General features: G+C 58.9%; 24 protein-coding genes, 1 pseudogene and 1 other annotated feature. Of the genes and pseudogenes, 15 read left to right on the top strand and 10 right to left on the bottom strand.

All coding sequences use genetic code 11. The features are described from left to right. Window positions 1-2: 2 nt before the first annotated feature. Both trpD and MMS95_RS13745 read right to left on the bottom strand, forming a co-directional pair. Window positions 3-1,599 (bottom strand): annotated as a pseudogene (gene trpD / locus MMS95_RS13750) (bifunctional anthranilate synthase glutamate amidotransferase component TrpG/anthranilate phosphoribosyltransferase TrpD). Then, window positions 1,599-3,161, bottom strand: coding sequence for an anthranilate synthase component 1 (locus tag MMS95_RS13745; RefSeq protein WP_156865946.1), 1,563 nt, complete (start codon window positions 3,159-3,161; stop codon window positions 1,599-1,601). Before MMS95_RS13745 ends, trpD begins: the two are co-directional and overlap by 1 nt. Before the next feature lie 24 nt (window positions 3,162-3,185). Further along, window positions 3,186-3,289 (bottom strand) — a sequence feature (Trp leader region). Window positions 3,290-3,528: 239 nt separating this feature from the next. Between MMS95_RS13745 and MMS95_RS13740 the strand changes: the two genes are divergently transcribed. From MMS95_RS13740 to rluB, 5 genes are all read left to right on the top strand, one after another. Further along, entirely contained in the window at window positions 3,529-4,410 is an 882-nt protein-coding gene (locus tag MMS95_RS13740; protein WP_015378064.1) for a PHP domain-containing protein, read from the top strand. Between the two features lie 48 nt (window positions 4,411-4,458). Then, complete coding sequence (locus MMS95_RS13735; RefSeq protein WP_004932058.1) at window positions 4,459-5,079, top strand: L-threonylcarbamoyladenylate synthase; 621 nt, start codon at window positions 4,459-4,461, stop codon at window positions 5,077-5,079. A gap of 115 nt (window positions 5,080-5,194) precedes the next feature. Continuing rightward, complete coding sequence (locus MMS95_RS13730; RefSeq protein ID WP_004932057.1) at window positions 5,195-5,554, top strand: Rap1a/Tai family immunity protein; 360 nt, start codon at window positions 5,195-5,197, stop codon at window positions 5,552-5,554. Between the two features lie 149 nt (window positions 5,555-5,703). Then, window positions 5,704-6,501: an alpha/beta hydrolase gene (locus tag MMS95_RS13725; RefSeq protein WP_156865947.1), complete on the top strand. Its 798-nt coding sequence runs from the start codon at window positions 5,704-5,706 to the stop codon at window positions 6,499-6,501. 162 nt (window positions 6,502-6,663) lie between these two features. Next, window positions 6,664-7,560, top strand: coding sequence for a 23S rRNA pseudouridine(2605) synthase RluB (gene rluB, locus MMS95_RS13720; RefSeq protein WP_015378049.1), 897 nt, complete (start codon window positions 6,664-6,666; stop codon window positions 7,558-7,560). A gap of 39 nt (window positions 7,561-7,599) precedes the next feature. Here the strand turns inward: rluB and cobO are convergent, their stop codons facing one another. Beyond that, on the bottom strand, window positions 7,600-8,190 hold the full coding sequence (gene cobO / locus MMS95_RS13715) for a cob(I)yrinic acid a,c-diamide adenosyltransferase (RefSeq protein WP_004930707.1): 591 nt from the start codon (window positions 8,188-8,190) through the stop codon (window positions 7,600-7,602). Window positions 8,191-8,203: 13 nt separating this feature from the next. Further along, window positions 8,204-8,965, bottom strand: coding sequence for a YciK family oxidoreductase (locus tag MMS95_RS13710; RefSeq protein ID WP_082996732.1), 762 nt, complete (start codon window positions 8,963-8,965; stop codon window positions 8,204-8,206). A 359-nt stretch (window positions 8,966-9,324) separates the two neighbouring features. Here MMS95_RS13710 and sohB point away from each other — a divergent pair, with 359 nt between their 5' ends. Beyond that, window positions 9,325-10,371 carry a protease SohB gene (sohB, locus tag MMS95_RS13705; RefSeq protein ID WP_004930703.1) on the top strand — a complete coding sequence of 349 codons (1,047 nt, stop codon included), beginning with the start codon at window positions 9,325-9,327 and terminating at the stop codon, window positions 10,369-10,371. Window positions 10,372-10,422: 51 nt separating this feature from the next. Here the strand turns inward: sohB and MMS95_RS13700 are convergent, their stop codons facing one another. Further along, entirely contained in the window at window positions 10,423-10,674 is a 252-nt protein-coding gene (locus tag MMS95_RS13700) for a YciN family protein (protein WP_004930700.1), read from the bottom strand. Window positions 10,675-11,101: 427 nt separating this feature from the next. Between MMS95_RS13700 and topA the strand changes: the two genes are divergently transcribed. From topA to acnA, 4 genes are all read left to right on the top strand, one after another. Then, on the top strand, window positions 11,102-13,699 hold the full coding sequence (gene topA, locus MMS95_RS13695; protein ID WP_004930691.1) for a type I DNA topoisomerase: 2,598 nt from the start codon (window positions 11,102-11,104) through the stop codon (window positions 13,697-13,699). A gap of 5 nt (window positions 13,700-13,704) precedes the next feature. Then, on the top strand, window positions 13,705-13,839 hold the full coding sequence (locus MMS95_RS24245; protein ID WP_254901101.1) for a hypothetical protein: 135 nt from the start codon (window positions 13,705-13,707) through the stop codon (window positions 13,837-13,839). Window positions 13,840-14,060: 221 nt separating this feature from the next. Continuing rightward, entirely contained in the window at window positions 14,061-15,035 is a 975-nt protein-coding gene (cysB, locus tag MMS95_RS13690; RefSeq protein WP_004930690.1) for an HTH-type transcriptional regulator CysB, read from the top strand. A gap of 497 nt (window positions 15,036-15,532) precedes the next feature. Continuing rightward, the gene (gene acnA, locus MMS95_RS13685) at window positions 15,533-18,205 is read left to right on the top strand and encodes an aconitate hydratase AcnA (protein WP_004930681.1); all 2,673 of its coding nucleotides are present in this window, start codon (window positions 15,533-15,535) and stop codon (window positions 18,203-18,205) included. Window positions 18,206-18,261: 56 nt separating this feature from the next. Here the strand turns inward: acnA and ribA are convergent, their stop codons facing one another. Then, window positions 18,262-18,855: a GTP cyclohydrolase II gene (gene ribA / locus MMS95_RS13680; protein WP_004930678.1), complete on the bottom strand. Its 594-nt coding sequence runs from the start codon at window positions 18,853-18,855 to the stop codon at window positions 18,262-18,264. A gap of 279 nt (window positions 18,856-19,134) precedes the next feature. Here ribA and pgpB point away from each other — a divergent pair, with 279 nt between their 5' ends. From pgpB to lapB, 3 genes are all read left to right on the top strand, one after another. Further along, a complete protein-coding gene (pgpB, locus tag MMS95_RS13675) occupies window positions 19,135-19,899 on the top strand; it encodes a phosphatidylglycerophosphatase B (RefSeq protein WP_021503815.1) in 765 nt (254 codons plus the stop codon). Window positions 19,900-20,197: 298 nt separating this feature from the next. Further along, window positions 20,198-20,500, top strand: a complete 303-nt coding sequence (locus MMS95_RS13670) for a LapA family protein (protein ID WP_004930650.1) — start codon at window positions 20,198-20,200, stop codon at window positions 20,498-20,500. 6 nt (window positions 20,501-20,506) lie between these two features. After that, the gene (gene lapB, locus MMS95_RS13665) at window positions 20,507-21,679 is read left to right on the top strand and encodes a lipopolysaccharide assembly protein LapB (RefSeq protein ID WP_015378034.1); all 1,173 of its coding nucleotides are present in this window, start codon (window positions 20,507-20,509) and stop codon (window positions 21,677-21,679) included. Between the two features lie 60 nt (window positions 21,680-21,739). On the opposite strand, the gene MMS95_RS13660 is transcribed toward lapB, so the two are convergent. Both MMS95_RS13660 and MMS95_RS13655 read right to left on the bottom strand, forming a co-directional pair. Then, window positions 21,740-22,039 carry an Arc family DNA-binding protein gene (locus tag MMS95_RS13660; protein ID WP_015378033.1) on the bottom strand — a complete coding sequence of 100 codons (300 nt, stop codon included), beginning with the start codon at window positions 22,037-22,039 and terminating at the stop codon, window positions 21,740-21,742. Between the two features lie 172 nt (window positions 22,040-22,211). Next, a complete protein-coding gene (locus MMS95_RS13655; RefSeq protein ID WP_242141786.1) occupies window positions 22,212-22,472 on the bottom strand; it encodes a YdgH/BhsA/McbA-like domain containing protein in 261 nt (86 codons plus the stop codon). Window positions 22,473-22,801: 329 nt separating this feature from the next. Between MMS95_RS13655 and pyrF the strand changes: the two genes are divergently transcribed. Then, window positions 22,802-23,530: an orotidine-5'-phosphate decarboxylase gene (pyrF, locus tag MMS95_RS13650; protein WP_004930640.1), complete on the top strand. Its 729-nt coding sequence runs from the start codon at window positions 22,802-22,804 to the stop codon at window positions 23,528-23,530. A 10-nt stretch (window positions 23,531-23,540) separates the two neighbouring features. Continuing rightward, on the top strand, window positions 23,541-23,867 hold the full coding sequence (gene yciH / locus MMS95_RS13645; RefSeq protein WP_004930637.1) for a stress response translation initiation inhibitor YciH: 327 nt from the start codon (window positions 23,541-23,543) through the stop codon (window positions 23,865-23,867). A gap of 188 nt (window positions 23,868-24,055) precedes the next feature. Here yciH and osmB read toward each other — a convergent pair whose 3' ends face one another. Together osmB and MMS95_RS13635 are read right to left on the bottom strand one after the other, a co-directional pair. Further along, window positions 24,056-24,274 carry an osmotically-inducible lipoprotein OsmB gene (osmB, locus tag MMS95_RS13640; protein WP_004930634.1) on the bottom strand — a complete coding sequence of 73 codons (219 nt, stop codon included), beginning with the start codon at window positions 24,272-24,274 and terminating at the stop codon, window positions 24,056-24,058. Between the two features lie 271 nt (window positions 24,275-24,545). Further along, window positions 24,546-25,292 (bottom strand): DNA-binding transcriptional regulator YciT, encoded by a 747-nt coding sequence (locus MMS95_RS13635; RefSeq protein ID WP_004930631.1) that lies wholly within the window; start codon window positions 25,290-25,292, stop codon window positions 24,546-24,548. Window positions 25,293-25,296: the final 4 nt, after the last annotated feature.

Genomic DNA, 25,296 nt, shown 5'->3' with positions numbered 1-25,296 from the left:
ATTTATCCTCTTGCCGCCAGTGCGATGACACGCTCATAGGCCTGCCCGCTGTTGATCATATCCAGTGCCTGCCGCGCATTTTGGCGCAGGTCTTCATGTCCGAATAACTTCAGAAGCAACGCGACGTTGGCCGCGACCGCCGCGGCGTGCGCCGGCTCGCCTTTACCTTGTAACAGCCGCGCCAAAATGTCACGGTTTTCTTCCGGCGTACCACCCAGCAAGGCTTCCAGCGGATAGGTTTCCAATCCGAAGGACTGCGGCGTGAGCTGGTAGCTGCTGATTTCGCCGTTGTTCAATTCCGCCACGTGCGTCGGGGCGTGGATCGCCACCTCGTCCATGCCGCCGCCGTGAACCACCGCCGCACGCTGATAACCCAGCACGCGCAGGGTTTCGGCAATCGGCAGCACCAGTTCCGGGCTGTAAACGCCGATCAGCGCCAGCGGCGGACGCGCCGGGTTGATCAGCGGGCCCAGCACGTTGAACAGCGTGCGGGTTTTCAGCTGCTGGCGCACCGGCATGGCGTGACGAAAACCAGTGTGGTACTGCGGCGCGAACAGGAAGCACACGCCAAGATCGTCCAACGCCTTGCGCGCTTCTTCCGCCGGCAGATCCAGACGGATACCGAACGCCGCCAGCAGATCCGAAGAGCCGGAACGGCTGGAAACGCTGCGGTTGCCGTGTTTGGCGATCTTCGCGCCGCACGCCGCCGCCACGAAGGCGCTGGCGGTGGAAATATTGATGCTGTTGGTGCCGTCGCCGCCGGTGCCGACGATATCGGCGAACAGATAGTCAGGGCGCGGGAACGGCTGAGCGTCGTCCAGCAGCGCTTTGGCGGCGCCGGCTATCTCTTCCGGGCGCTCGCCGCGGACTTTCATGCTGATCAACGCCGCCGCCAGTTGGCTCGGCTCCAGCTCGCCGCGCACGATGGCGCTGAACAGCTGTTGGCTTTCCTGCTGGCTCATCGACTCGGCGCGGTACAGTTTCTCAAGAATAGGTTGCATCGTCGTGTTCCTTATATTACTTCGCCAGCGCCCAGGCCAGGGTCTGCTCAAGCAGGCGCGCGCCGTGGGTGGTCAGAATCGATTCCGGGTGGAACTGGAAGCCGCACACGCGGCGGCGGTCGTCGCGCACTGCCATCACCATTTCGCCGAAACGGGCGTTGACGGTGAGATCGGCCGGGATATTGCTGCCGACCAGCGAGTGGTAGCGCGCCACCGGCAGCGGATTGGCCATGCCGGCGAACATGCCTTCGCCATCGTGAGCGATCGCCGAGGCTTTGCCGTGCAGGATCTCGCCCGCCTGGCCGACCTGGCCGCCATAGGCTTCGACAATCGCCTGGTGGCCGAGACAGATGCCGATGATCGGCAGTTGGCCGCGCAGGCGTTGCAGCAGTTCCGGCATACAGCCCGCTTCGGAAGGGGCGCCAGGGCCGGGCGACAGCATCAGCACCGGCTGTTCCATCTGTTGCAGACGCTCGATGATCACCTCGGCGGCGATCTGATTACGGTAAATCACCACCTGGTGGCCGCTGGCGCGCAGCTGATCGACCAGGTTGTAGGTAAAGGAATCGACGTTGTCGAGCAGCAGGATATCGGCCATCAGAACACCTCCTTGGCATGGTGCGCAGTGGCGATGGCGCGCAGCACGGCACGGGCTTTATTACGGGTTTCGTCGGCTTCCGCCTGCGGGACGGAATCCAGCACCACGCCGGCACCGGCTTGCACGGTGGCGATGCCATCTTCAACGTAGGCGGAGCGAATGACGATGCAGGTATCCAGATCGCCGGTGGCGGTGAAGTAGCCCACTGCGCCGCCGTAGCTGCCGCGGCGCGTGCCTTCGGAGGCGGCGATCAGCTGCATCGCCCGCACTTTCGGCGCGCCGCTGAGGGTGCCCATGTTCATGCAGGCCTGGTAGGCGTGCAGCACGTCGAGATCGGCGCGCAGGGTGCCCACCACGCGGGAAACCAGGTGCATGACGAATGAATAGCGATCCACTTTGGTCAGGTCGGCCACGTAGCGGCTACCGGCCTGGCAGATGCGCGCCAGATCGTTGCGCGCCAGATCGACCAGCATCAGGTGCTCGGCCAGCTCTTTGTGGTCGGTGCGCATTTCCAGCTCGATGCGGCTGTCGAGATCCAAATCCAGCGACCCATCGGCACGGCGGCCGCGCGGGCGGGTGCCGGCGATCGGGTAGATTTCGATTTGGCGATTGCCCGCATCGTATTTCAGCGCGCTCTCCGGCGAAGCGCCGAACAGGGTGAAGTCATCATCCTGCATGAAGAACATGTACGGGCTGGGGTTGTTGTCTTTTAAGGTTTGGTAGGCCGCCAGCGGCGCCGGGCATGGCAGGGAAAAACGGCGCGACGGCACCACCTGGAAAATCTCGCCGTGGCGGATCGCTTCCTGCAGCTCGCTGACTACCGCGCCGTACTCTTCGTCGCTCTGGTTACAGCTCAGCTGCATGTTCTCCAGCTTTTGGTGCGGGATCGGCTGCGGGGGTTGTTGCAACTCGGCCTGCAGCTGTTCCAGACGCTGCTGCAGGCGCTGTGTCTCGCTCGTTTGTTCGCTGAAGACGCTGGCCTGCAGGCGGGCCGAGCCGCGCTGGTGATCCAGCACCAGCAGAGTTTCCGCCAGATAGAAGCAGAAGTCCGGGCAACGCTGATCCTGGCGCAGCGCCGGCAGGTTTTCAAAACCGGCGACCAAATCATAGGCGAACAGGCCGCCCAGCATCACGGCTTCGCGCTCGTCCGCCGGAGAGTCGACCAGCGTCAGCAGCGTGCGCAGCGCGTCGAACACCGACAGTGAACGCAGGCGGGCGTCTTCGTCCTGCACCGCGTCGATCGCCGGGAAGGTCAGTTCGCGGCCGTTAGGGCGTGCCTGATTGCGCACCTCGGGCGGCAGCGCTTCGTCCAGCAGCGGCAGCAGCGCCGCGCCGTTGGCGGTCAGCGCCTGCACGCTGACGGTGTGGCCCAGTGCGGTAATGCGCAGCGCGCTGTCGATGACCAGCAGGCTCTGCAGATTCTGTTTGCTGTTGATTTCCGCCGACTCCAGCAGCAGGGTGGCCGGACGGGCGCCGCACAGCTGGTGGAAAAGGGTGGTGGGATCGCCCCGGTAGCTGGCTTGCGCCTTCAGTAGTGTCAATTGTGGTTTGGTGTTCATCATCGGTGGTTCCAGTGAATTCTGTCCATAAAAAAGCCCGCATCAGGTGCGGGCTCAGGAAATCTGCATTGTCAGATGACAGCTATGCGCGATTACACCGCCCGCAAGAGGGAGGTACGCCACCAACCGTGAAGAGAAATGTATGTGTTCATTTGCAGACTCTCTTTGTTAACTCTCATCCGACACGGCCGTTGCCGTGAACTTGTGTACTAGTTAACTGGTTCGAGAAGGCAAAGTCAACCCTCTTTTTGCACAATGTTTTAGCGATCAGCGTGAATTCTATTCATCGTCTGCCTGGCGCAGAATAGATTTCCGTCCGGCCGCCGATCGCGGGTATGATAGAAAGCCAAGCCATTGCCGGATAGCCGTTTTGACAGACAGTAACCCCCCATCCACCGCTTTTACTCTGTACGATCTCCACAGCCACACGACCGCCTCCGATGGCTACCTGACGCCGACGCAGCTGGTGCTGCGGGCGGTAGAGATGCGCGTGGGTGTGCTGGCGATCACCGATCACGACACCACCGCCGGGCTGGCCGAGGCCGCCGCCGCTATTGCGGAGCAGGCGTTGCCGCTGCGGCTGGTCAACGGGGTGGAAATCTCGACGCTGTGGGAAAACCATGAAATTCATATCGTTGGGTTGGGCATGGACGTCGCGCACCCGGCGCTGGTGGCGCTATTGGCGGAACAAACCGAACGTCGCAACCGGCGGGCGCAGGAGATCGGCGCGCGTCTGGGTAAAGCGCGCATTCCCGACGCCTATGCCGGCGCCCAGCGGTTAGCGGGGGCCGGTGCGGTGACCCGCGGCCATTTCGCCCGTTACCTGGTGGAGATTGGCGTGGCGGACAACATGGCGCAGGTGTTCAAGAAATATCTGGCCAAAGGCAAAACCGGCTACGTGCCGCCGCAGTGGTGTACAATAGAACAAGCCATTGATGCGATTCATCAATCGGGCGGCCAGGCGGTGATAGCGCATCCCGGCCGTTACGATCTGACCGCGAAGTGGTTGAAACGTTTGCTGGCGCATTTCGCCGAACACGGCGGCGACGCCATGGAAGTGGCGCAGTGTCAGCAGGCGCCGCATGAGCGCTCGCAGTTGGCGAAATACGCCCAGGACTACCGCCTGTTGGCCTCGCAAGGATCTGATTTTCATCAGCCTTGTTCGTGGATCGAACTGGGCCGCAAACTGTGGCTGCCGGGCGGGGTCGAGCCGGTGTGGCGCGATTGGCCGCAGCCTGGCGAGGCGGTCTGATTTTTCGCGCGTGGCAACGCGCGCGGGCATCATTTTTAGGAGCAAGTCATGAGTCAGCTTTTTTATATTCACCCGGACAACCCACAGCCGCGTTTGATTAACCAGGCGGTTGAGGTGCTGCGCAAGGGCGGGGTGATCGTTTATCCCACCGATTCCGGCTACGCGCTGGGTTGCATGTTGGAGGAGAAGGCGGCGATGGAACGCATTTGCCGCATCCGTCAGTTGGACGGCAACCACAATTTCACCCTGATGTGCCGCGATCTGTCCGAGTTGTCGACTTATGCGCACGTCGATAATACGGCGTTCCGCCTGATTAAAAACAATACGCCGGGCAACTACACCTTCATTCTGAAAGCGACCAAAGAAGTGCCGCGCCGCCTGATGAATGAAAAGCGCAAAACCATCGGCCTGCGCGTGCCGTCGAACCCGATCGCATTGGCGCTGCTGGAGGCGCTGAACGAACCGATGATGTCCACCACCCTGATGCTGCCGGGCAATGATTTTGCCGAGTCCGATCCGGAAGAGATCAACGATCATTTGGGCAAGGTGGTCGATCTGGTGATCCACGGCGGCTTCCTCGGCCAACAGCCGACCACGGTGATCGATCTGACCGAATCCTCGCCGGAAGTGGTGCGTGAGGGGGCGGGCGACGCGGCGCCCTTCCGTTGATGTCAATTGTTGCCACCTTGCCCATTGTCTGAAAATCGGCTGAAGCGACGCTATTTCGCGTGAAAGCCGCTATTCTTGAAGACTTCAGAATTGATAATGGGCAGGATGCGCAGCAATGATTAAACAGGTTTCTTTTTTAGCGGCCTTATTATTTTCCTCAATGGCAAATGCGGGGTTTTATTCGGGCAGTGGTCTGCTGGCGGAATCCAGCGGTTACGTAAAAAATAAAAGCGGTGAAGCCACCGTGGCCGAAGCGCTGAATGGCGGCATGTTCATGGGATACGTCGCCGGCGTATTCGATACTTATTCCATGCAGGGCAATCGCAATATCTGCCCGGAAGCCGGGATGAGCATCGGCGTAGCCGCCGACGCGGTGATGCAGTATTTGAACGAGCATCCTGAGCAACTGCATTATTCCGCACCGTCGGTGATCATGCTGGCGTTAAGTGCCGCCTATCCCTGCGTGCGTCATTAAGTTCCCATTCCAATTAGTGCGCATTTTTTCATAAGGTGCGCCCAGGGGGCTTTCCGCACGAACTTCAATAGATCAATACCTGCTGCGCTGTCACCTTATCCCCGTCGGTATTCCCCGAACGGGTCGGGGAGAGACGCGCAGGAGGTAATATGACCGCATTTCACAGTGCCAACATGATACTCGACTATCAGGATGTCGGCTCAGGGCCGCTCACGTTGGTGTTGCTGCCCGGCTGGTGCGAACCGAAAACCGTGTTTGAGCCGTTCATCGCTCTGGCGGCCGAACGCTATCGGGTGATCAGCATCGACTGGCGCGGCCATGGCCTGTCGTCAAAAGCCACGGAGATGTCGCTGACGGCGGACGACTTGCTGGAGGATGTGCGCCAACTTCTGACGGCGCTGCGTTTGGATAACGCGGTCACTCTGTCGGTGGCGCACGCCAGCTGGCTGGCGGTAGCGTTGGCCGAAGCGTTGCCGCAACGGGTACGGGGCATGGTGTTTCTCGACTGGATCATGACGCGGCCGGAGCCGGCGTTCTTTACGGCGGTGAGCCGCATGCAGCAACCGCAGCAGTGGCTGGCGGCACGCGACGCCTTGTTCGACTTTTGGCAGGGCGGTATCCGCCACGATCGGGTCAAACGCCATCTGGAGGTCGAGATGGCGCAGGAGGATTACCGGCTTTGGCGTGCCGCCGGGGTGGCCATCGAACATGCCTACCGGCAATTCGGCTCGCCGCTGCAACGCCTGGCGGGCATGAGCGCGCCGCCGCCGTGCCGGCACATCTACTCGTTGGATCGCCGCGACGACTATTTGCGGCAACAGCAGGCATTTGCCGCCGAGCAGCCGTTTTTCTCCGTGGTGCGTCTAGGGGAGGCCCGCACTCACCTCGGTATTCTGGAACGGCCTGACGCGGTGCTGTGGGCAGTGGAGGATTTTTTGGCGCCGTGAACGCCGCCTGTGGGGGCCACCGCCGATAAAGTGGGTTTCAACACCTTAGAAAGCCTGTATAATACGCGGTTCGATCCTGATAAACGTATTATTACCGTGGTGGCGATTGGCCGCGGCGGTTATCCCCCCGACGCCTGTGAAGGCGACATTAGAGGTTGCTCAATGAGCGAAAAGTTACAGAAAGTTTTAGCGCGCGCCGGGCATGGCTCGCGTCGTGAAATCGAAACCATGATTGAAGCCGGGCGCGTCAGCGTCGACGGCAAGGTCGCCAAGCTGGGCGATCGCGTTGAAGTGACCCCGGCGATGAAAATTCGTCTGGACGGTCATGTCCTGTCGATCAAAGAGTCCGAAGAGGTGGTTTGCCGGGTGCTGGCTTACTACAAACCGGAAGGCGAGCTGTGTACCCGCAGCGATCCTGAAGGCCGCCCGACGGTGTTCGATCGCCTGCCGAAGCTGCGCGGTTCGCGCTGGGTGGCGGTAGGGCGCCTGGACGTCAACACCTCCGGTCTGCTGCTGTTCACTACCGATGGTGAACTGGCCAACCGTCTGATGCACCCGAGCCGTGAAGTGGAGCGCGAATACGCGGTGCGCGTGTTCGGCCAGGTCGACGATGCGAAAGTGAAGCAGCTGAGCAAAGGCGTGCAATTGGAAGACGGCCCGGCCGCCTTCCGCACCATCAGCTTCCAGGGCGGTGAAGGCCTCAATCAGTGGTACAACGTGACCCTGACCGAAGGCCGCAACCGTGAAGTGCGTCGCCTGTGGGAAGCGGTGGGCGTGCAGGTGAGCCGCCTGATCCGCGTGCGTTACGGCGACATCGATCTGCCGAAAGGCCTGCCGCGCGGCGGCTGGGCCGAACTGGATCTGCCGGCGATCAACTACCTGCGCGAGCTGGTGGAGTTGAAACCGGAAACGGTCAGCAAAATGCCGGTGGAGCGTGAGCGCCGCCGCGTGAAGGCCAACCAGATCCGCCGCGCGGTCAAGCGCCACTCGCAGGTGGCCGGCAGCGGCCGCCGCAGTGCACCAGGCAGCAAACCAGGCAAGCCAAGCAAACGCAGCTAATCCCGCCATTCTGGCCCCGTTCGGGGCCAGAACGTTTTGTTACCAATCGATCCCTTGTTGCGCCTTCACGCCCGCGTCGAACGCGTGTTTCACCGGCCGCATCTCCGTGACCGTATCCGCCAGTTCCAGCAGATCGCGATGGCAGCCGCGCCCGGTCAGGATCACCGTTTGATGCGCAGGGCGTTGCAGGAGCGCTTCCTTCAGCTCTTCCAGTTCCAGATAGCCGTAGGTCAGCATGTAGGTCACTTCGTCCAGCAGCACCAGATCCAGGCTGCTGTCGGCCAGCATGCGTTTGCCGTGCTGCCACACCGCCTGGCAGGCGGCGGTGTCGCCGGCCTTGTTCTGCGTTTCCCAGGTGAAACCGGTGGCCATCACCTGAAATTCAACGCCGTGTTGCTGCAGCAGATTCTTTTCGCCATTGGGCCATTCGCCCTTGATGAACTGGATCACCCCGGCGCGCATGCCGTGGCCGACCGCGCGGGTGACGGTGCCGAAGGCGGCGGTGGTTTTGCCTTTGCCGTTGCCGGTAAACACCAGCAGCAGGCCGCGGGTGTCCTGCGCCGCGGCGATGCGCGCATCGACCTGTTCTTTCAGGCGCTGCTGGCGCTGTTGATGACGATCTTCCGCCATGAAACGCTCCTGCTTATTCGGCTGCGCCGGGTTTGCGGTTCGGCTGCGCGTCGAAGCTCATGCCGGTTTTGCGGCGGCTGTCTTCGCCCATCAAATACAGATACAGCGGCATGATATCGGTCGGGGTTTTCAGCTTGTTCTTGTCTTCGTGCGGGAAGGCAGATGCGCGCATTTTGGTGCGAGTGCCGCCCGGATTGATGCAGTTCACCCGCAGATTGCGGTTTTTGTACTCGTCGGCCAACACCTGCATCATGCCCTCGGTGGCGAACTTCGACACCGCATAGGCACCCCAGTTTGCGCGGCCGGTACGCCCGACGCTGGAGCTGGTGAACACCAGTGAACCTGCGTGGGATTTCAGCAGCAGCGGCAGCAGCGCCTGAGTCAGCATAAAGGTGGCGTTGACGTTAACCTGCATCACTTCTTGCCACATGGTCATCGACAGGTCGGCCATCGGCGCGATGTCGCCGAGCAGGCCGGCGTTGTGCAGCACGCCGTCAAGGCGGGGGATCTGGCGTGCCAGATCGTCGGCTATCTGCCGGCATTGCTCCTGAGTGGCGTGCAGCAAGTCCAGCGTCACCACCAGGGCCGGGGCACCGCCCTGGGCTGCGATCTCTTGTTGTACCGCCAGCAGTTTGCTCTCGGTGCGCCCCAGCAGCACCAACTGGGCGCCGAAGCGCGCGTAGGTCAGCGCCGCTTCACGGCCGATGCCGTCGCCGGCGCCGGTGACCAAAATGATACGTTGTTCGAGCAGATCTTGTTTGGGTTGGTAATGCACGATAAATCCTCGCCTGGGTGGCTGTTCTCCCGCAGATATCGGGGAGCAAGGGTGAAACGCGCGGCCGGGGCGGGAGCGAAGGCTCGACCGTCTGCGGGCCGCGCAGCGAATCCGTCTCATCATATTGATGAATAATGGGTGTTATATGCCTTAATCCGCGGGCATTTTCAATGCGTAGCAGGCTGAAATGGCATTCTTTTGTAACAAAAGCGCGGCGGTGGCGGCTTGGTTCGGCCGTAAATCGTCCCCATAGTGATGCTCTGTGCGCAATGAATTTTCATTTAGCCGCGACAGCAGCCGCTGCGGTTGGCTAAAATGGAAATAAGCATACTAACAACCTGTAAATAAAGGCGGAATCTGTGGAGTTTATATCTGTTTATGGCCTGTTTCTGGCCAAGGTCGCCACGGTGGTGCTCGCCATCGCCGCGTTGGCCATCCTGGCGGTCAGTTTGGGGCAACGCAAGAGCCGCCAGAAAGGGGAGCTGCAGCTGACCGATCTCGGCGAACAGTATCGCGAGATGCAGCGCGATATGCGCCTGGCGCGCATGGATGCCGCCGAGCAGAAGGTTTGGCTGAAACAGTTCAAAAAGCAGACTAAATCTGATGACAAATTGAAGAAACAGCGCGCCAAGTCCGGCGCGGTGGAAGTGGCCAAGCCGTGCCTGTATGTACTGGACTTCAAGGGCAGCATGGACGCGCACGAGGTCACCTCGCTGCGCGAAGAGATCTCGGCGGTGCTGGCGGTGGCGTCGGCGCAGGATGAAGTTCTGTTGCGCCTGGAAAGCCCTGGCGGGGTGGTGCACGGCTACGGCCTGGCGGCTTCGCAGTTGGAGCGACTGCGCAAAGGCGGCATTCGTCTGACGGTCGCGGTGGATAAAGTGGCGGCCAGCGGCGGCTACATGATGGCTTGCGTTGCGGATCGCATCGTGGCGGCGCCGTTCGCCATCATCGGTTCCATCGGCGTGGTGGCGCAGATCCCGAACTTCCACCGCCTGTTGAAAAAGAACGATATCGACGTGGAGTTGCACACCGCCGGGCAATTTAAACGCACGCTGACGCTGTTTGGCGAAAACACCGAACAAGGGCGCGAGAAGTTCCGAGAAGATCTGAACGAAACGCACGAGCTGTTCAAGCGCTTTGTGCATGAGCAGCGTCCGTCGCTCGACATCGACAGCGTCGCCACCGGCGAGCACTGGTTCGGTTCACAGGCGAAAGAGAAGGGCCTGATCGACGCCATCGGCACCAGCGATGATTTGCTGATCGCCGAGCTGGATAACCACGAAGTGATCGCCGTGCGCTATACGCGCCGCAAACGCCTGATGGATCGCTTCACCGGCAGCGCGGCGGAAAGCGTCGATCGTTTGCTGCTGCGCTGGTGGCAGCGTGGGGAAAAGCCGTTGTTGTAACGGCAACGAGAGCGGGAATCAACGGGGGCCAGGCGCCCCCGTTTTCTTGTCTTAATCGACCAGGTGGTATTTTTCCGAAAGCAGGTGAGCCAAATGTTTAAACATATTAAATACCGCGGTGGTTTTGGCGGTGGGCAATCCATCGGCATCCAAAAAGTATTCGCCGCGAAAAACTAAAACGCCGCTTTTTTGTTCAACGTCGGTGGCGATCATGCCGTGCAGATAATCTTCGTGTTGGCGGATGATGTTATTTGCTTCCGCCAGCAGGGCCTCGCGGCCGATAGGTGCAGTATTCGTGCGCATTTATTAGACTCCAAACTAAAAACTCTGCGCATATTCTAACGCCGGTTCGCTTTTATCCGCAAACCGACTAAGGTTTATTTGCCGTCTGGATGGCCATGGGCGGCCGCCGGTTGGCGAAATCGGACTTTCCATGCTAATTAGGTTGCGTGACGCTTTTTATCAGGTACAGTGTGGGATTTTGCGGCGTCGGGTGGAAGGTTTTGTTTACGCCATGAATAAAACTCACACAGCCATACTTCTGGGGCATGGGTGAATAGCAGGCAGGATCAACAACTTGCGTTCAGGTTGAGCAGTTGGGCAACCAAAAGAAAAAAATCTGTTGATCTCTTGCCAGACTGCCGCAATATAAAAAAAGAGACACGAATTGCCGCGGCACGGCGAGATAAAAGACTTCTTTTTAGAAGAAATAAATTAGGTAAAGGTAAATATGGGTAAAGCTCTCGTAATAGTTGAGTCCCCGGCAAAAGCCAAAACTATTAATAAATATTTAGGAAGTGACTACGTGGTGAAGTCCAGCGTCGGTCACATCCGTGATTTGCCGACCAGTGGCTCAGCCAGCAAAAAGAGCGCTGACTCAACCGAAGACAAAGCCAAGAAAAAAGTTAAAAAAGATGAGAAGGCGGCGCTGGTAAATCGCATGGGCGTCGACCCTTACCACGGCTGGAAAGCGCATTATGAAATCCTGCCGGGTAAAGAAAAAGTGGTCGCCGAGTTAAAATCGTTGGCGGAAAACGCCGACCACATTTATCTCGCAACCGACCTTGACCGCGAAGGGGAAGCCATCGCCTGGCACCTGCGGGAAGTGATCGGTGGCGATGACAAACGCTTTAGCCGCGTGGTGTTTAACGAAATCACCAAAAACGCGATCCAACAGGCGTTCAAACAGCCGGGCGAGCTGAACATTGATCGCGTCAACGCGCAGCAGGCGCGCCGGTTTATGGACCGCGTGGTGGGCTATATGGTCTCGCCGCTGCTGTGGAAGAAAATCGCCCGCGGCCTGTCCGCCGGCCGTGTGCAGTCGGTGGCGGTGCGTCTGGTGGTTGAGCGCGAACGCGACATCAAGGCGTTCGTGCCGGAAGAGTACTGGGAACTGCATGCCGATCTGCTGGCGAAGGGTGAAACCGCGCTGCAGATGGAAGTGACCCATGCGCACGATAAACCGTTCAAGCCGGTCAACCGCGAGCAGACGCACGCCGCGGTCAAGTTGCTGGAAAAAGCCCGCTACACGGTGCTGGATCGCGAAGACAAACCGACCAGCAGCAAGCCGGGCGCGCCTTTCATTACCTCCACGCTGCAACAGGCCGCCAGTACACGCCTGAGCTTCGGCGTGAAGAAAACCATGATGATGGCGCAACGGCTGTATGAAGCCGGCCACATCACCTATATGCGTACCGATTCCACCAACCTGAGCCAGGATGCGCTCAACATGGTGCGTGGCTACATCGGCGACAACTTCGGCGATAAATACCTGCCGAAGGCGCCGAATCAGTACAGCAGCAAAGAGAATTCGCAGGAAGCGCACGAAGCGATCCGTCCTTCGGACGTGAACGTGCTCGCCGAGCAGCTCAAAGACATGGAAGCGGACGCGCAGAAGCTGTATCAGCTGATCTGGCGCCAGTTCGTCGCCTGCCAGATGACGCCGGCGCAATACGATTCCACCACGCTGACGGTGAAAGCCGGCGATTATCAGCTGCGCGCCAAGGGCCGTACGCTGCGCTTTGACGGTTGGACCAAGGTGATGCCGGCGCTGCGCAAGGGCGATGAAGATCGCACCCTGCCATACGTCGAAATCGGCAGCGAGCTGGATCTGCAGAAACTGATCCCGAGCCAGCACTTCACCAAGCCGCCGGCGCGCTACAGCGAAGCCTCGCTGGTGAAAGAGCTGGAAAAACGCGGCATCGGCCGCCCGTCCACCTACGCCTCCATCATCTCGACCATTCAGGATCGCGGTTACGTGCGGGTGGAAAGCCGACGCTTCTATGCCGAGAAAATGGGCGAGATCGTCACCGATCGTCTGGAAGAAAATTTCCGCGAGCTGATGAACTATGACTTCACCGCACGCATGGAAGACGGCCTCGATGAGGTCGCCAACAACCAGGCCGAGTGGAAAGCGGTGCTGGACGAGTTCTTTGTCGATTTCAGCGAGCAGCTGGAAACGGCGGAGAAGGATCCGGAAGAAGGCGGCATGCGGCCTAACCAGATGGTGATGACCAGCATCGATTGCCCGACCTGCGGCCGCAAGATGGGCATCCGTACCGCCAGCACCGGCGTGTTCCTCGGCTGTTCCGGCTACGCGCTGCCGCCGAAGGAACGTTGCAAAACCACCATCAACCTGGTGCCGGAAGCGGAAGTGCTCAACATCCTCGAAGGCGACGACGCGGAAACCAACGCGCTGCGCGCCCGCCGCCGCTGCCAGAAATGCGGTACGGCGATGGACAGCTATCTGATCGATAACCAGCGCAAGCTGCACGTCTGCGGTAACAACCCGGCGTGTGACGGCTATGAGATCGAAGAGGGCGAGTTCCGTCTGAAAGGCTATGACGGCCCGGTGGTGGAGTGCGACAAGTGCGGTTCGGAAATGCACCTGAAAATGGGGCGTTTCGGCAAGTACATGGGCTGCACCAACGAGAACTGCAAAAACACCCGCAAGATCCTGCGTAACGGCGATGTGGCGCCGCCGAAGGAAGATCCGGTGCCGTTGCCGGAGCTGCCGTGCGAGAAGTCCGACGCCTATTTCGTGCTGCGTGACGGCGCTGCCGGCGTGTTCCTGGCGGCCAACACCTTCCCTAAATCGCGCGAGACCCGCGCGCCGCTGGTGGAAGAACTGGCTCGCTTCAAGGATCGTCTGCCGGAGAAACTGCGCTATCTGGCCGATGCGCCGGTGGCGGATGCCGAAGGCAACAAAACGCTGGTGCGTTTCAGCCGTAAAACCAAGCAGCAGTACGTCTCCTCTGAAAAAGACGGCAAGGCGACCGGTTGGTCTGCGTTCTACGTGGACGGCAAGTGGGTCGAAGGCAAGAAGTAGGGGCGATGTCCTGCCCGCAAGATGAAAAACCAGCCCTGGCGGCTGGTTTTTTTATTGGTGAAAAGGGGCAAACGGATCTATCCTTTGCTGTTTTTATCCCTCCGACATCGCCGTTTCACGTTGATACCCATGCAAAATAATCGTTATCATAGTGTGACGCGGATCTATACTTGAAGCTGCATCGTGGTATAGTGGTTATATAAAAAGTTTTTTTATTATTAAAGCTTATTAACAACGGCGTTTTCTTCACCATCAGGGTAGAACACGGGGTTTATGGCTTGTGAGTTTCAGCATACCGGGGCGACACCGATATACCTGGCTGCGGGTAAGCCGCAGTGTTTAACCTAGGATGGTATAAGATATGAAATTGCAGCAGCTTCGTTACATTGTGGAAGTGGTTAACCACAACCTGAATGTCTCCTCGACGGCAGAAGGGCTCTATACTTCTCAACCCGGCATCAGCAAACAGGTGCGCATGCTCGAAGATGAGCTGGGCATCCAGATTTTCGCCCGCAGCGGCAAGCACCTGACCCAGGTCACCCCCGCCGGCCAGGAAATCATTCGCATCGCGCGTGAAGTGTTGTCCAAAGTAGACGCCATCAAAGCCGTTGCCGGTGAACACACCTACCCGGACAAAGGCTCGCTGTACGTCGCCACCACGCATACGCAGGCTCGCTACGCCTTGCCCAACGTGATCAAGGGCTTTATCGAGCGTTACCCGCGCGTCTCGCTGCACATGCATCAGGGCTCGCCGACGCAGATCGCCGAAGCGGTCTCCAAGGGCACCGCCGATTTTGCCATCGCCACCGAGGCGCTGCACCTGTACGACGATCTCATCATGTTGCCGTGCTACCACTGGAACCGTGCGGTGGTGGTGAAGCCCGATCATCCTTTGGCGGGCAAAAGCAGCATCAGCATTGAAGAGCTGGCGGCTTACCCGATCGTCACTTACACATTCGGCTTTACCGGCCGCTCGGAGCTGGACACCGCCTTCAACCGCGCCGGCCTGACGCCGCGCATCGTCTTCACCGCCACCGACGCCGACGTGATTAAAACCTATGTGCGTCTGGGATTGGGGGTGGGGGTGATCGCCAGCATGGCGGTGGATCCGGTGCAGGATCCGGATCTGGTGACGGTGGATGCGCGCGATATCTTCACATATAGCACCACTAAAATCGGCTTCCGCCGTAGCACCTTCCTGCGCAGCTACATGTACGACTTCATTCAGCGCTTCGCGCCGCACCTGACGCGCGACGTGGTCGACAGCGCAGTGGCGCTGCGCTCCAATGAAGAAATCGAAGCGATGTTCAAGGACATCAAGCTGCCGATTAAGTAATCGTTGACGATATCAAATCAAACCCGGTTAGGTGCCTGCCTAACCGGTTTTTTTAGCCCGGAAACCCGCACCTTCCTTGTTTCTCAGGATCATCCTGAAAAGCCGCCGTCCTTTCGACAGCTTCGTTTCCAACAACATTGAAATTAGCGGTGATGGTGAAATAGGGATGAATAATTTCGACTCGGCTGTCATTGCCATTAAATTGGGTGTCTCTGCCATCATTGCTGCAGTTGTGCTCACAGTCTGTCGCCGCCTGGTGCGCCAATCCCGCTAGAGCCGCGAGATTTTCCCTGCGAAAACGCCGCCTCGTTGCGGCGTTTTCGTTGACGTGTGGCCTAACTCCTTGGCTGCGCTCGCACTTCCTTCCTCTTGATTGTTCCCGCCTATCGTTGTGATCAAATCGTGTTGTTATCAAAACGTTAACTTATCTTTGTGGTATCTTTAAACAAGACCTCACTGATTACCCTGTTTTAATCACAATAAGAAATGGAGGAGCTATGTCGTCCGATCTTCGTGAAACAAGTCTGGATAAGCTGGTTGCGCTGAATAGCGAATATTACTACTACAGTCTGCCGCTGGCGGCGAAGCAGCTGGGTGATATCGACCGGTTGCCGAAATCAATGAAAGTGCTGTTGGAGAACCTGCTGCGCCATGTGGATGGCGACACCGTGCAGGTTGACGACCTCAAGGCCATCGTCGCCTGGTTGCAAACCGGCCATGCTGACCGTGAGATCGCCTACCGTCCAGCACGCGTGCTGATGCAGGATTTTACCGGCGTGCCGGCGGTGGTGGATCTGGCGGCGATGCGTGAAGCGGTGCGGCGGCTGGGCGGCAATGTCGACCAGGTGAACCCGCTGTCACCGGTGGATTTGGTAATTGACCACTCGGTTACCGTCGATGAATTCGGCGATGACAACGCCTTCGAAGACAACGTGCGTATCGAAATGCAGCGCAACCACGAGCGCTACACCTTCCTGCGCTGGGGGCAGAAAGCCTTCAACCGTTTCCGCGTGGTGCCGCCGGGCACCGGCATCTGCCACCAGGTCAACCTCGAATACCTCGGCCAAACGGTGTGGCACAGCGACGAAAGCGGTCGCCGCGTGGCCTATCCGGATACGCTGGTGGGCACCGATTCTCACACCACCATGATCAACGGCCTGGGCATTCTCGGCTGGGGCGTCGGCGGTATCGAAGCGGAAGCGGCGATGCTGGGCCAGCCGGTGTCGATGCTGATCCCGGACGTGGTCGGCTTCAAGCTGACCGGCAAGCTCCGCGAGGGCATTACCGCCACCGATCTGGTGCTGACCGTCACCCAAATGCTGCGCAAGCACGGCGTTGTCGGCAAGTTCGTCGAGTTTTACGGCGACGGCCTGGCCGATCTGCCGCTGGCGGACCGTGCGACCATCGCCAACATGTCGCCGGAGTTCGGCGCTACCTGCGGCTTCTTCCCGGTAGACGATGTCACGCTCGGCTACATGAAACTCAGCGGTCGCAGCGCCGAACAAATCGCGCTGGTGGAAGCCTACGCCAAGGCGCAGGGCATGTGGCGCAATCCGGGAGATGAGCCGGTATTCACCAGCTCGCTGGCGCTGGATATGTCGACGGTGGAGGCGAGCCTCGCCGGGCCGAAACGCCCGCAGGATCGCGTGGCGCTGCCGAATGTGCCGCAGGCGTTCAAGGCTGCTACCGAGCTGGATATCGGCGGTCACAAGGCCAAGACAGACAGCAAAACCTTTACGCTGGACGGGCAGCAGCACGAACTGCGCGACGGCGCAGTGGTGATCGCGGCGATCACCTCCTGCACCAACACCTCCAACCCGAGCGTGATGATGGCGGCCGGCCTGTTGGCGAAAAACGCCGTCAAGAAAGGGCTGCGCAGCAAACCCTGGGTAAAAACCTCGCTGGCGCCGGGTTCCAAAGTGGTGACCGACTACTTCGACAGCGCCAAACTCACCGCTTATCTGGAAGAGTTGGGGTTCAACCTGGTGGGGTATGGCTGTACCACCTGCATCGGTAACTCCGGCCCGCTGCCGGATCCGATCGAGCAGGCGATCAAAGAGGGCGATCTGACCGTGGGCGCGGTGCTGTCGGGCAACCGTAACTTCGAAGGGCGCATCCACCCGCTGGTGAAAACCAACTGGCTGGCCTCGCCGCCGCTGGTGGTGGCTTATGCGCTGGCGGGCAGCATGAAGATCGATCTGACCAAAGAGCCGCTGGGCGAGGGCAACGATGGCCAGCCGGTCTACCTGAAGGACATCTGGCCGAGCAGCCGGGACATCGCTCAGGCGGTGGAAGAAGTGCGCACCGAGATGTTCCATAAGGAGTACGGCGAAGTGTTCGACGGCGATGCCAACTGGCAGGCGATCCAGGTGACCGGTTCGGCGACCTATCAGTGGCAGGAGGATTCTACCTATATCCGCCATCCGCCGTTCTTCAGCACCATGAAGGTGAAACCGGATCCGGTGCAGGACATCAAAGAGGCGCGCATTCTGGCGATTCTGGCCGACTCGGTGACCACCGATCACATCTCGCCGGCGGGTAACATCAAGCGCGACAGCCCGGCGGGGCGTTACCTGAGCGAGCATGGCGTAGCGCCGCAGGATTTCAATTCCTACGGTTCACGCCGTGGCAACCACGAAGTGATGATGCGCGGCACCTTCGCCAACATTCGCATCCGCAACGAAATGGTGCCGGGCGTGGAAGGCGGCTATACCCGCCATATTCCTTCGCAACAGCAGCTGTCTATCTACGACGCCGCCATGCAGTATCAGCAGGAGAAAGTGCCGCTGGCGGTGATCGCCGGTAAAGAGTACGGTTCCGGCTCCAGCCGTGACTGGGCGGCGAAGGGGCCGCGCCTGCTGGGCGTGCGGGTGGTGATTGCCGAATCCTTCGAGCGTATACACCGCTCTAACCTGATCGGCATGGGGATTTTGCCGCTGGAGTTCCCGCAAGGGGTGACGCGTAAAACGCTGGGGTTGACCGGGGATGAGCAGATCAGCGTCGGCGGCCTGCAACAGCTGCAGCCGGGCCAGACGGTGCCGGTGCACATCACTTATGCCGACGGGCGCAAGGAAGTGGTCGACACCCGGTGCCGCATCGATACCGGCAATGAGCTGACTTACTACGAAAACGACGGCATCCTGCACTATGTGATCAGGAAAATGCTGTAATTAATCAATAAAAAGGGCGCCGTAAGGCGCCCTGATTGTTTCCGCGGCGGTGGCGATCACTTCTGGTCGAGCAAATGGCCCATTTTGGCGGCCTTGGTGGCCAGATAGCGTTCGTTCTTCGGATTGCGGCCGACGATCAACGGCACGCGTTCGCTGATGTTGATACCGGCTTCGGTCAGGATCTCGACCTTTTTCGGGTTGTTGGTCAGCAAACGCACCGCGTCGACGCCCAGCAGTTTGAACATGTCGGCACACAGGGTGAAGTCGCGCTCGTCGGCGGCGAAGCCGAGCTGGTGATTGGCTTCCACGGTGTCTGCGCCCTTATCCTGCAGGGCGTAGGCGCGGATCTTGTTCAACAGGCCGATATTGCGGCCCTCCTGGCGATGATAAAGCAGGATGCCGCGGCCTTCTTCCGCAATCTGCTCCAGTGCGGCTTCCAGTTGAAAACCACAGTCGCAGCGCAGGCTGAATAACGCGTCGCCGGTCAGGCATTCGGAATGCACGCGTGCGAGCACCGGCGCTTCGCCGGAAATATCACCGAATACCAGTGCCAGATGGTCATGTCCGGTCGCCAGTTCTTCGAATCCTACCATTAGGAAATCGCCCCAAGGTGTCGGCAGTTTAGCCTCTGCCACCCGTTTCAGCTGCATGTCACTCTCCACAAAAACCTACGATTCAATCATTGTCGCGCATCCTAAGTCCGGTTTAGTAAATTGACCAAGACTAAAACGTGCTACGCCGATCTCTATTTCGTTAATTATCGGCTATTTTGCCACAACTTCTTGCCGGGCGGTGCTCAGCAAACCAGCAGATGGCGTTTTCTGGCCACCTATTATTGCGATAGGTTTTCTATCTGTTTAATTTTTCGCGTGTTATCAATATTGCACTCTTGTTACACTGCAGCCTGATTCACGCAGAGGAAAACGGGAATGTATGAGATAGCAAAACGTACGGCGGGCGGCGCGCTGCTGCTGCTGTTGATGCCGCTGGTGGTATGGGCCTCCGGCTGGCATTGGCAGCCCGGCGGCAATGATCGGCTGCTCAAAGCGCTGTTCTGGGTGACCGAAACCGTTACCTCGCCGTGGGGCATTCTGACCAGCGCTGTCCTTTGCGGTTGGTTTTTGTGGTGCCTGCGCTTTCGGCTGAAGGCGGCCATCGGTCTGGCGATCCTGCTTTCCGCCGCGTTGGTGATTGGGCAGGGGGTCAAGTCGTTGATCAAGGATCGGGTGCAAGAACCGCGGCCGTTTGTGGTATGGCTCGAGCAAACCCACGGCGTGGACGGAAAATATTTCTATTCGCTGCATCGCAAAGAGCGCAGCGCGCTGGTGCGCGAGCAACTGCAAGACCAGACGCTGGTGCCGAACTGGCTGCGCAAGCACTGGCAGTTTGAAACCGGCTTCGCTTTCCCGTCGGGGCATACGATGTTCGCCGCCACCTGGGCGCTGTTGGGCGTAGGGCTGCTGTGGCCGCGCCGCCATTATAAAACCGTTGCGTTGCTGATGGTGTGGGCAACGGGGGTGATGGGCAGCCGTCTGCTGCTGGGCATGCACTGGCCGCGCGATCTGGCGATGGCTACGCTGATCAGTTGGCTGCTGGTGGTGGTCACCTGCTGGCTGGCGCAGCGCTGGTTCGGCCCGCTGACGCCGCCGCCACAAGAGCAGCAGGAAATCGCGGCGCGCAAGCCGGAGATATGATCGCTATGTGACCACGTCACAAAATAGGCGGCATCGGATCGGTGCCGCATTAACCGCTTACATTTTCCCGCCATTGCAATTCGCCCGGTTGCCCCCATATCCTTATAAATTCGACGTTTTGAGAAGCTTTCTCATCAATTTGTTCGCTAAGACCGTTTACTGCCGAATATGCCAGCAGATATGTGGTTTTATCGTGCGGCAGGGTTTCCCTGCCGCAGCGGGAAATGCTAACTTAAGGGTTAGGGACGCCACATTTTGGCATCGTTCATCCGATTCACTCGGCATCGCGGGAAAGAATGTGAAATATTTGCTGATTTTTTTGTTGGTTCTGGTGATCTTCGTGATTTCCGTCACCTTGGGTGCGCATAACGATCAGGTGGTCAATTTTAACTATCTGGTTGCGCAGGGCGACTATCGCGTATCGACCCTGTTGGCCACGCTGTTTGGCGCCGGTTTCGTTCTCGGCTGGATCATTTGCGGCCTGTTCTACCTGCGCACGCGTATTGCGCTGGGTCGCGCCGAGCGCAAGATCAAAAGGCTGGAGCTGCAGCTTGAGCAGCCCGCTGAACCGGCGGCTCAGCCTGTTGTCAGCAAGGAATAATCCTCTATGTTAGAACTGCTGTTTCTGTTGCTGCCCGTGGCTGCCGCGTACGGTTGGTACATGGGGCGCAGAAGCGCTCAGCAGGATAAACAGCAAGAAGCCAACCGCCTGTCGCGCGAATACGTGGCAGGGGTGAACTTTCTGCTCTCCAACCAGCAGGACAAGGCGGTCGATCTGTTCCTCGACATGTTGAAAGAGGACAGCAACACCGTTGAAGCCCACCTGACGCTGGGTAACCTGTTCCGTTCGCGCGGTGAAGTCGACCGCGCCATCCGCATCCATCAGGCCTTGATGGAAAGCGCCTCCCTGACCTTCGAACAGCGCCTGCTGGCGGTGCAGCAGCTGGGCCGCGACTATATGGCGGCCGGGCTGTACGACCGCGCGGAAGACATGTTCAGCCAGTTGACTGACGAAGCGGATTTTCGCGTCTCGGCGCTGCAGCAACTGCTGGTGATCCATCAGGCGACCAGCGACTGGCAGAAAGCGATCGACGTGGCGGAAAAACTGGTCAAGCTGGGCAAAGAGAAGCAACGCGTCGAGATCGCGCACTTTTACTGTGAGTTGGCGCTGCAGGCAATGGGCAGCGACGATCTCGATCGGGCAATGAGCCTGCTCAAGCGCGCGGACGCCGCCGATAAACAGTGTGCGCGCGTGTCCATCATGTTCGGGCGCATCTACATGGCGCAAAACGACTACGCCAAAGCGGCAGAGTCGCTGCAACGCGTACTGAGCCAGGATAAAGAGTTGGTCAGCGAAACGCTGCCGATGCTGCAGGAATGCTACACGCATCTACCGGAACAACAGCACAACTGGGCCGATTTTCTTAAGCGCTGCGTGGAAGAGAACACCGGCGCCACTGCCGATCTGATGCTAGCCGAGATCATCGAGCAGCACGAAGGGCGCGACGTGGTGCAGGTCTATATCAACCGTCAGCTGCAGCGTCATCCCACTATGCGGGTGTTTTATCGGCTGATGGATTATCACCTGGCGGACGCTGAAGACGGCCGGGCGAAAGAGAGTCTGCTGCTGTTGCGCGATATGGTCGGCGAGCAAATTCGCACCAAACCGCGTTACCGCTGCCACAAATGTGGCTTCACCGCGCACTCGCTCTATTGGCATTGCCCGTCGTGCCGCGCCTGGTCATCGGTCAAACCGATACGCGGTCTGGATGGACAATAACGCGGCGGAGCGGCAAAAAAAAACGGGGCGAAAATCGCCCCGTTTTTTTATGTTCATCACTTACTTTTTCTTGCCGCCTTTGGCGCCGGTTTTCAACAGCTGACGCAGTTTCTTCAGCTCTTTCTGGCTCAGCGGCTGTTCAATCTCTTCTTCGGTGCTTTGATTGTCGATTTCGCCGTGGTGCAGCTCATCCGCCTTTTTGGCCGGTTTCTCTGCTTTGGTGGCGGGCGCGCTGAAACTGCTTTCCAGGCGCTGGCACACTTCCACGCTCAACGAAAATTCGTTTTCAGCGGCGGCGGCGCGGATTTTTTCCTTCAGTTCCAGAGGAATTTTAATGGTAAGTGTCGATATCTCGCTCATTTTGAAAGCCTTTCTGCAGGAAGATGCCTTCAAGCTAAGCCACTGACGATCGGGTGTCTAGTGTGTAATAAAAATTTAATATTTTTGTAACAAAGCGGGGCGAGGAAAATGCGGTTTTTTCAGGCGGCAAACAGAGGCAGGGCCCGAACGTTCGGGCCCTGTACCGGAAACATTATTTGTAGATGATCGCGGTGCCGCTCAACATGTTGTTACCACCGGCGGAGATGATGCGGTAGCTGCTGGCGCCCTGGGCATCCGCTTTAGCGGCCAGTTTTTTCTCCAGGCTGCTGAGGGTGGTTGCGTGACCTGCGGAAACGATGCCGGCGGCGGTCAGGTTATCGGCCTGCTGGCTGCTGATCGGTTCAGCGGCGAAGGTGGCGAAAGAGGTCAGTGCGATAGTGGCTGCGGCTGCAAAATATTTGATGGTTTTCATGGGTGACTCCAGTCTGTTTATTTAGGAAGGAAGCCGTTCGCTTCCGATGTGGTGAATAATAAAGCATCCGTGCCGATTGAAAATCTGATAATGCTGAGCAAATCATTCAAAATATCTGATTAACAATTTACGCATCTTTACGGCGTTTTACGCTGCGTGGTTTATTGCTGACGGGCGTTCATTGACGCGCCATGACAAAGGCGGGAGGTAACATGACAGAGCGTAGGTGCGCGCTGCGGCTGGGATTTCGGGCCTCCGACATGTAGAATGCGGCGGTCAGTTTCGCGGGTGAGTCCCTGATTATCTCCATTTTACAAAAGGTAGAAGAAATGAAGTCTGAAAATAACGCTAATAACAATGACTTAAAATCATCTCCAATCGTTGTGGCGTTAGATTACGCCGATAAGAACGCTGCGCTGGCGTTCGCCGACCGTATCGATCCGCAAGACTGCCGGCTGAAAGTGGGCAAAGAAATGTTCACGCTGTTTGGGCCGCAACTGGTGCGCGATCTGCATGGGCGCGGTTTCGACGTGTTTCTCGACCTGAAATTCCACGATATTCCCAATACCACTGCGCATGCGGTAGCGGCGGCGGCCGAACTGGGCGTTTGGATGGTTAACGTCCACGCCAGCGGCGGCGCGCGCATGATGACTGCCGCTAAAGAAGCGCTGGCGTCATTCGGGACGGATGCGCCGCTGTTGATCGCCGTAACCGTGCTCACCAGCATGGAAGCGGAAGACCTGCGCGGCATCGGCATCGAGGCTAGCCCGGCGGAACACGCCGAGCGCCTGGCGCGCCTGACCCGCGACTGCGGGCTGGACGGCGTAGTGTGTTCGGCACACGAAGCGCAGCGGCTGAAGGCGGCCTGCGGGCAGGCTTTCCAACTGGTGACGCCGGGGATCCGCCCTGAAGGCAGCGCGGCGGGCGATCAGCGTCGTATCATGACGCCGGTGCAAGCGCAGGCCGCCGGCGTGGACTATATGGTGATTGGGCGTCCGATCACCCAATCTGCCGATCCGGCCGCGACGCTGCGCGCGATCCGCGCCTCTTTGGCCTGAGGAAGCGATGATGAATGACGATAACAGCCGTCTGGTGTATTCCACGGACACCGGTCGCATCAAGCAGGAAGAGGTTAAACCGCAACGCGCCAAGGGCGATGGCGTCGTGCGCATCCAGCGCCAGACCAGCGGCCGTAAGGGGAAGGGCGTGTGCCTGATTACCGGCGTCGATCTGGATGATGCCGCGCTCGACAAACTGGCGGCCGAGCTGAAAAAGAAATGCGGCTGCGGCGGCTCGGTGAAAGAGGGAGTCATCGAGATCCAGGGCGATAAACGCGATCTGCTCAAACAGCTGCTGGAAGCCAAAGGCATGAAGGTCAAACTGGCGGGCGGTTGAGGTGAATCGCCATGCCGCGGTGCAATGCTGCGGCATGGCTAGAGGTTGTTGCTGCCGGGGGTTAACCCGTTAACGGCGAAAGAACTATAGACTTAACGTAAAACAGACCTGAAATCATCGTTATTGGTTAATACGTCAAAGCGCCAAGGCGCTTTTGCCCGCCTGTCGGCGGAGGGCTCTCGGTCAGATTATTTACCTACCTGGTGACCGATAATGCCGCCCACCGCAGCCCCACCCAGCGTGCCCAAAGCGCTGCCGTTGGTCAGCACTGCGCCGCCGACTGCACCGGCGCCGGCGCCGATAGCGGTGTTGCGATCGCGTTTGGACATGTTGGAACAGGCGCTCAGTGAAAACGCCAGAGTCAGAGCCAGAGCGGCGGTGGCGAAACGTTTATTGATAATCATCATAATGACTTCTCCTTAGCATTGGCTATATGGAAGTGCCCTATAAGTATAGGCGTTAACCATAAATCAGGCCTGCTGTTGATTCCCATGCGGTATCGATATAAAAAATGGCATTTTTTGTTAACGGCCGAATAATTAGCAGGTTACGGCCCAAAAGTCGCCGAAACTGAGTATAGGTTTCTCGGGAAGGATAAACAGGTAAATAGTCTTAAAATCCTGCGGTGCAAGGGGAAAGACGCGCGGCGTGGCCCGCGCGGTGCGGCGGTGGTCTGCGTTATTCGTTGACCAATTCCACCTGTACGCCCTGGCGTTTCAGCTGATGCTGATACTCCAGCGCCAAACGTGAATCGGTGATCACCCGGCTGATTTGCCCCGGCTGCGCCAGCGGATTGGGCTGGATCTGGCCGAATTTGCTGGAGTCCGTCAGCACGATATTCTCCACGCCCTTGGCCAGTACCGCGCTGACCACATCGGCGCGCATCATGTCGCGGCCGGTAAAGCCGGTTTCGGCCTGAAAGCCGTCAATGCCGATAAACGCCTTATTGAAATGCACCTGCTGAATGCACAGCCGCGTCAGCGGGCCGACCACGGTCTCGCTTTTCTTCTGGTACATGCCGCCCAGTACAATCACGTCGCAGTCGGTTTCTTTCAGCAGGTTGGCGATGTAGTGGCTGACGGTGATCAGCGTAATGCGCTTGCGTTCGGCGATGTAGCGCGCCAGCAGGGCGTTGGCGCTGCCGCTCTCGATAAAGATCGTCTCGCCGTCGTTGACCTGCGCGGCGGCGTATTGCGCCAGCCGCTGCTTGAGGGTGAAATTGGACATCATGCGGGCGTCGACGTCGTCGCTCTCCAACGCCACGGCGGAACCGTGCACCCGCTTCAGATAACTGCGCTTTTCCAGCAGGTTGAGATCCTGCCGGATAGTGACTTCCGAGACGCCCGAGGCGCGCGCCAGCTCATTGACGCTGATCCGCCGGCGATCGTTAACCAACTGCAATATGGTCTGTTGTCGTAAATTCATATCG

The organism is Serratia sp. PGPR-27 (assembly GCF_022678525.1).
Classification (GTDB): domain Bacteria; phylum Pseudomonadota; class Gammaproteobacteria; order Enterobacterales; family Enterobacteriaceae; genus Serratia; species Serratia nematodiphila.
Note: the sequence above shows the minus strand (reverse complement) of the source record. Positions and strands in the feature narration are given on the sequence as shown.

Bases quoted from the DNA above. Each gene is read 5' to 3' on its own strand.
- cysB (WP_004930690.1), top strand. From the start codon at position 14,061: ATGAAATTGCAGCAGCTTCGTTACATTGTGGAAGTGGTTAACCACAAC.
- acnA (WP_004930681.1), top strand. From the start codon at position 15,533: ATGTCGTCCGATCTTCGTGAAACAAGTCTGGATAAGCTGGTTGCGCTG.
- ribA (WP_004930678.1), bottom strand. From the start codon at position 18,855: ATGCAGCTGAAACGGGTGGCAGAGGCTAAACTGCCGACACCTTGGGGC.
- MMS95_RS13635 (WP_004930631.1), bottom strand. From the start codon at position 25,292: ATGAATTTACGACAACAGACCATATTGCAGTTGGTTAACGATCGCCGG.
- yciH (WP_004930637.1), top strand. From the start codon at position 23,541: ATGAATGACGATAACAGCCGTCTGGTGTATTCCACGGACACCGGTCGC.
- osmB (WP_004930634.1), bottom strand. From the start codon at position 24,274: ATGATGATTATCAATAAACGTTTCGCCACCGCCGCTCTGGCTCTGACT.
- pgpB (WP_021503815.1), top strand. From the start codon at position 19,135: ATGTATGAGATAGCAAAACGTACGGCGGGCGGCGCGCTGCTGCTGCTG.
- MMS95_RS13655 (WP_242141786.1), bottom strand. From the start codon at position 22,472: ATGAAAACCATCAAATATTTTGCAGCCGCAGCCACTATCGCACTGACC.
- MMS95_RS13700 (WP_004930700.1), bottom strand. From the start codon at position 10,674: ATGCGCACGAATACTGCACCTATCGGCCGCGAGGCCCTGCTGGCGGAA.
- MMS95_RS13735 (WP_004932058.1), top strand. From the start codon at position 4,459: ATGAGTCAGCTTTTTTATATTCACCCGGACAACCCACAGCCGCGTTTG.
- MMS95_RS13730 (WP_004932057.1), top strand. From the start codon at position 5,195: ATGATTAAACAGGTTTCTTTTTTAGCGGCCTTATTATTTTCCTCAATG.
- MMS95_RS13725 (WP_156865947.1), top strand. From the start codon at position 5,704: ATGACCGCATTTCACAGTGCCAACATGATACTCGACTATCAGGATGTC.
- lapB (WP_015378034.1), top strand. From the start codon at position 20,507: ATGTTAGAACTGCTGTTTCTGTTGCTGCCCGTGGCTGCCGCGTACGGT.
- MMS95_RS13745 (WP_156865946.1), bottom strand. From the start codon at position 3,161: ATGATGAACACCAAACCACAATTGACACTACTGAAGGCGCAAGCCAGC.
- MMS95_RS13660 (WP_015378033.1), bottom strand. From the start codon at position 22,039: ATGAGCGAGATATCGACACTTACCATTAAAATTCCTCTGGAACTGAAG.
- topA (WP_004930691.1), top strand. From the start codon at position 11,102: ATGGGTAAAGCTCTCGTAATAGTTGAGTCCCCGGCAAAAGCCAAAACT.
- MMS95_RS24245 (WP_254901101.1), top strand. From the start codon at position 13,705: ATGTCCTGCCCGCAAGATGAAAAACCAGCCCTGGCGGCTGGTTTTTTT.
- rluB (WP_015378049.1), top strand. From the start codon at position 6,664: ATGAGCGAAAAGTTACAGAAAGTTTTAGCGCGCGCCGGGCATGGCTCG.
- pyrF (WP_004930640.1), top strand. From the start codon at position 22,802: ATGAAGTCTGAAAATAACGCTAATAACAATGACTTAAAATCATCTCCA.
- cobO (WP_004930707.1), bottom strand. From the start codon at position 8,190: ATGGCGGAAGATCGTCATCAACAGCGCCAGCAGCGCCTGAAAGAACAG.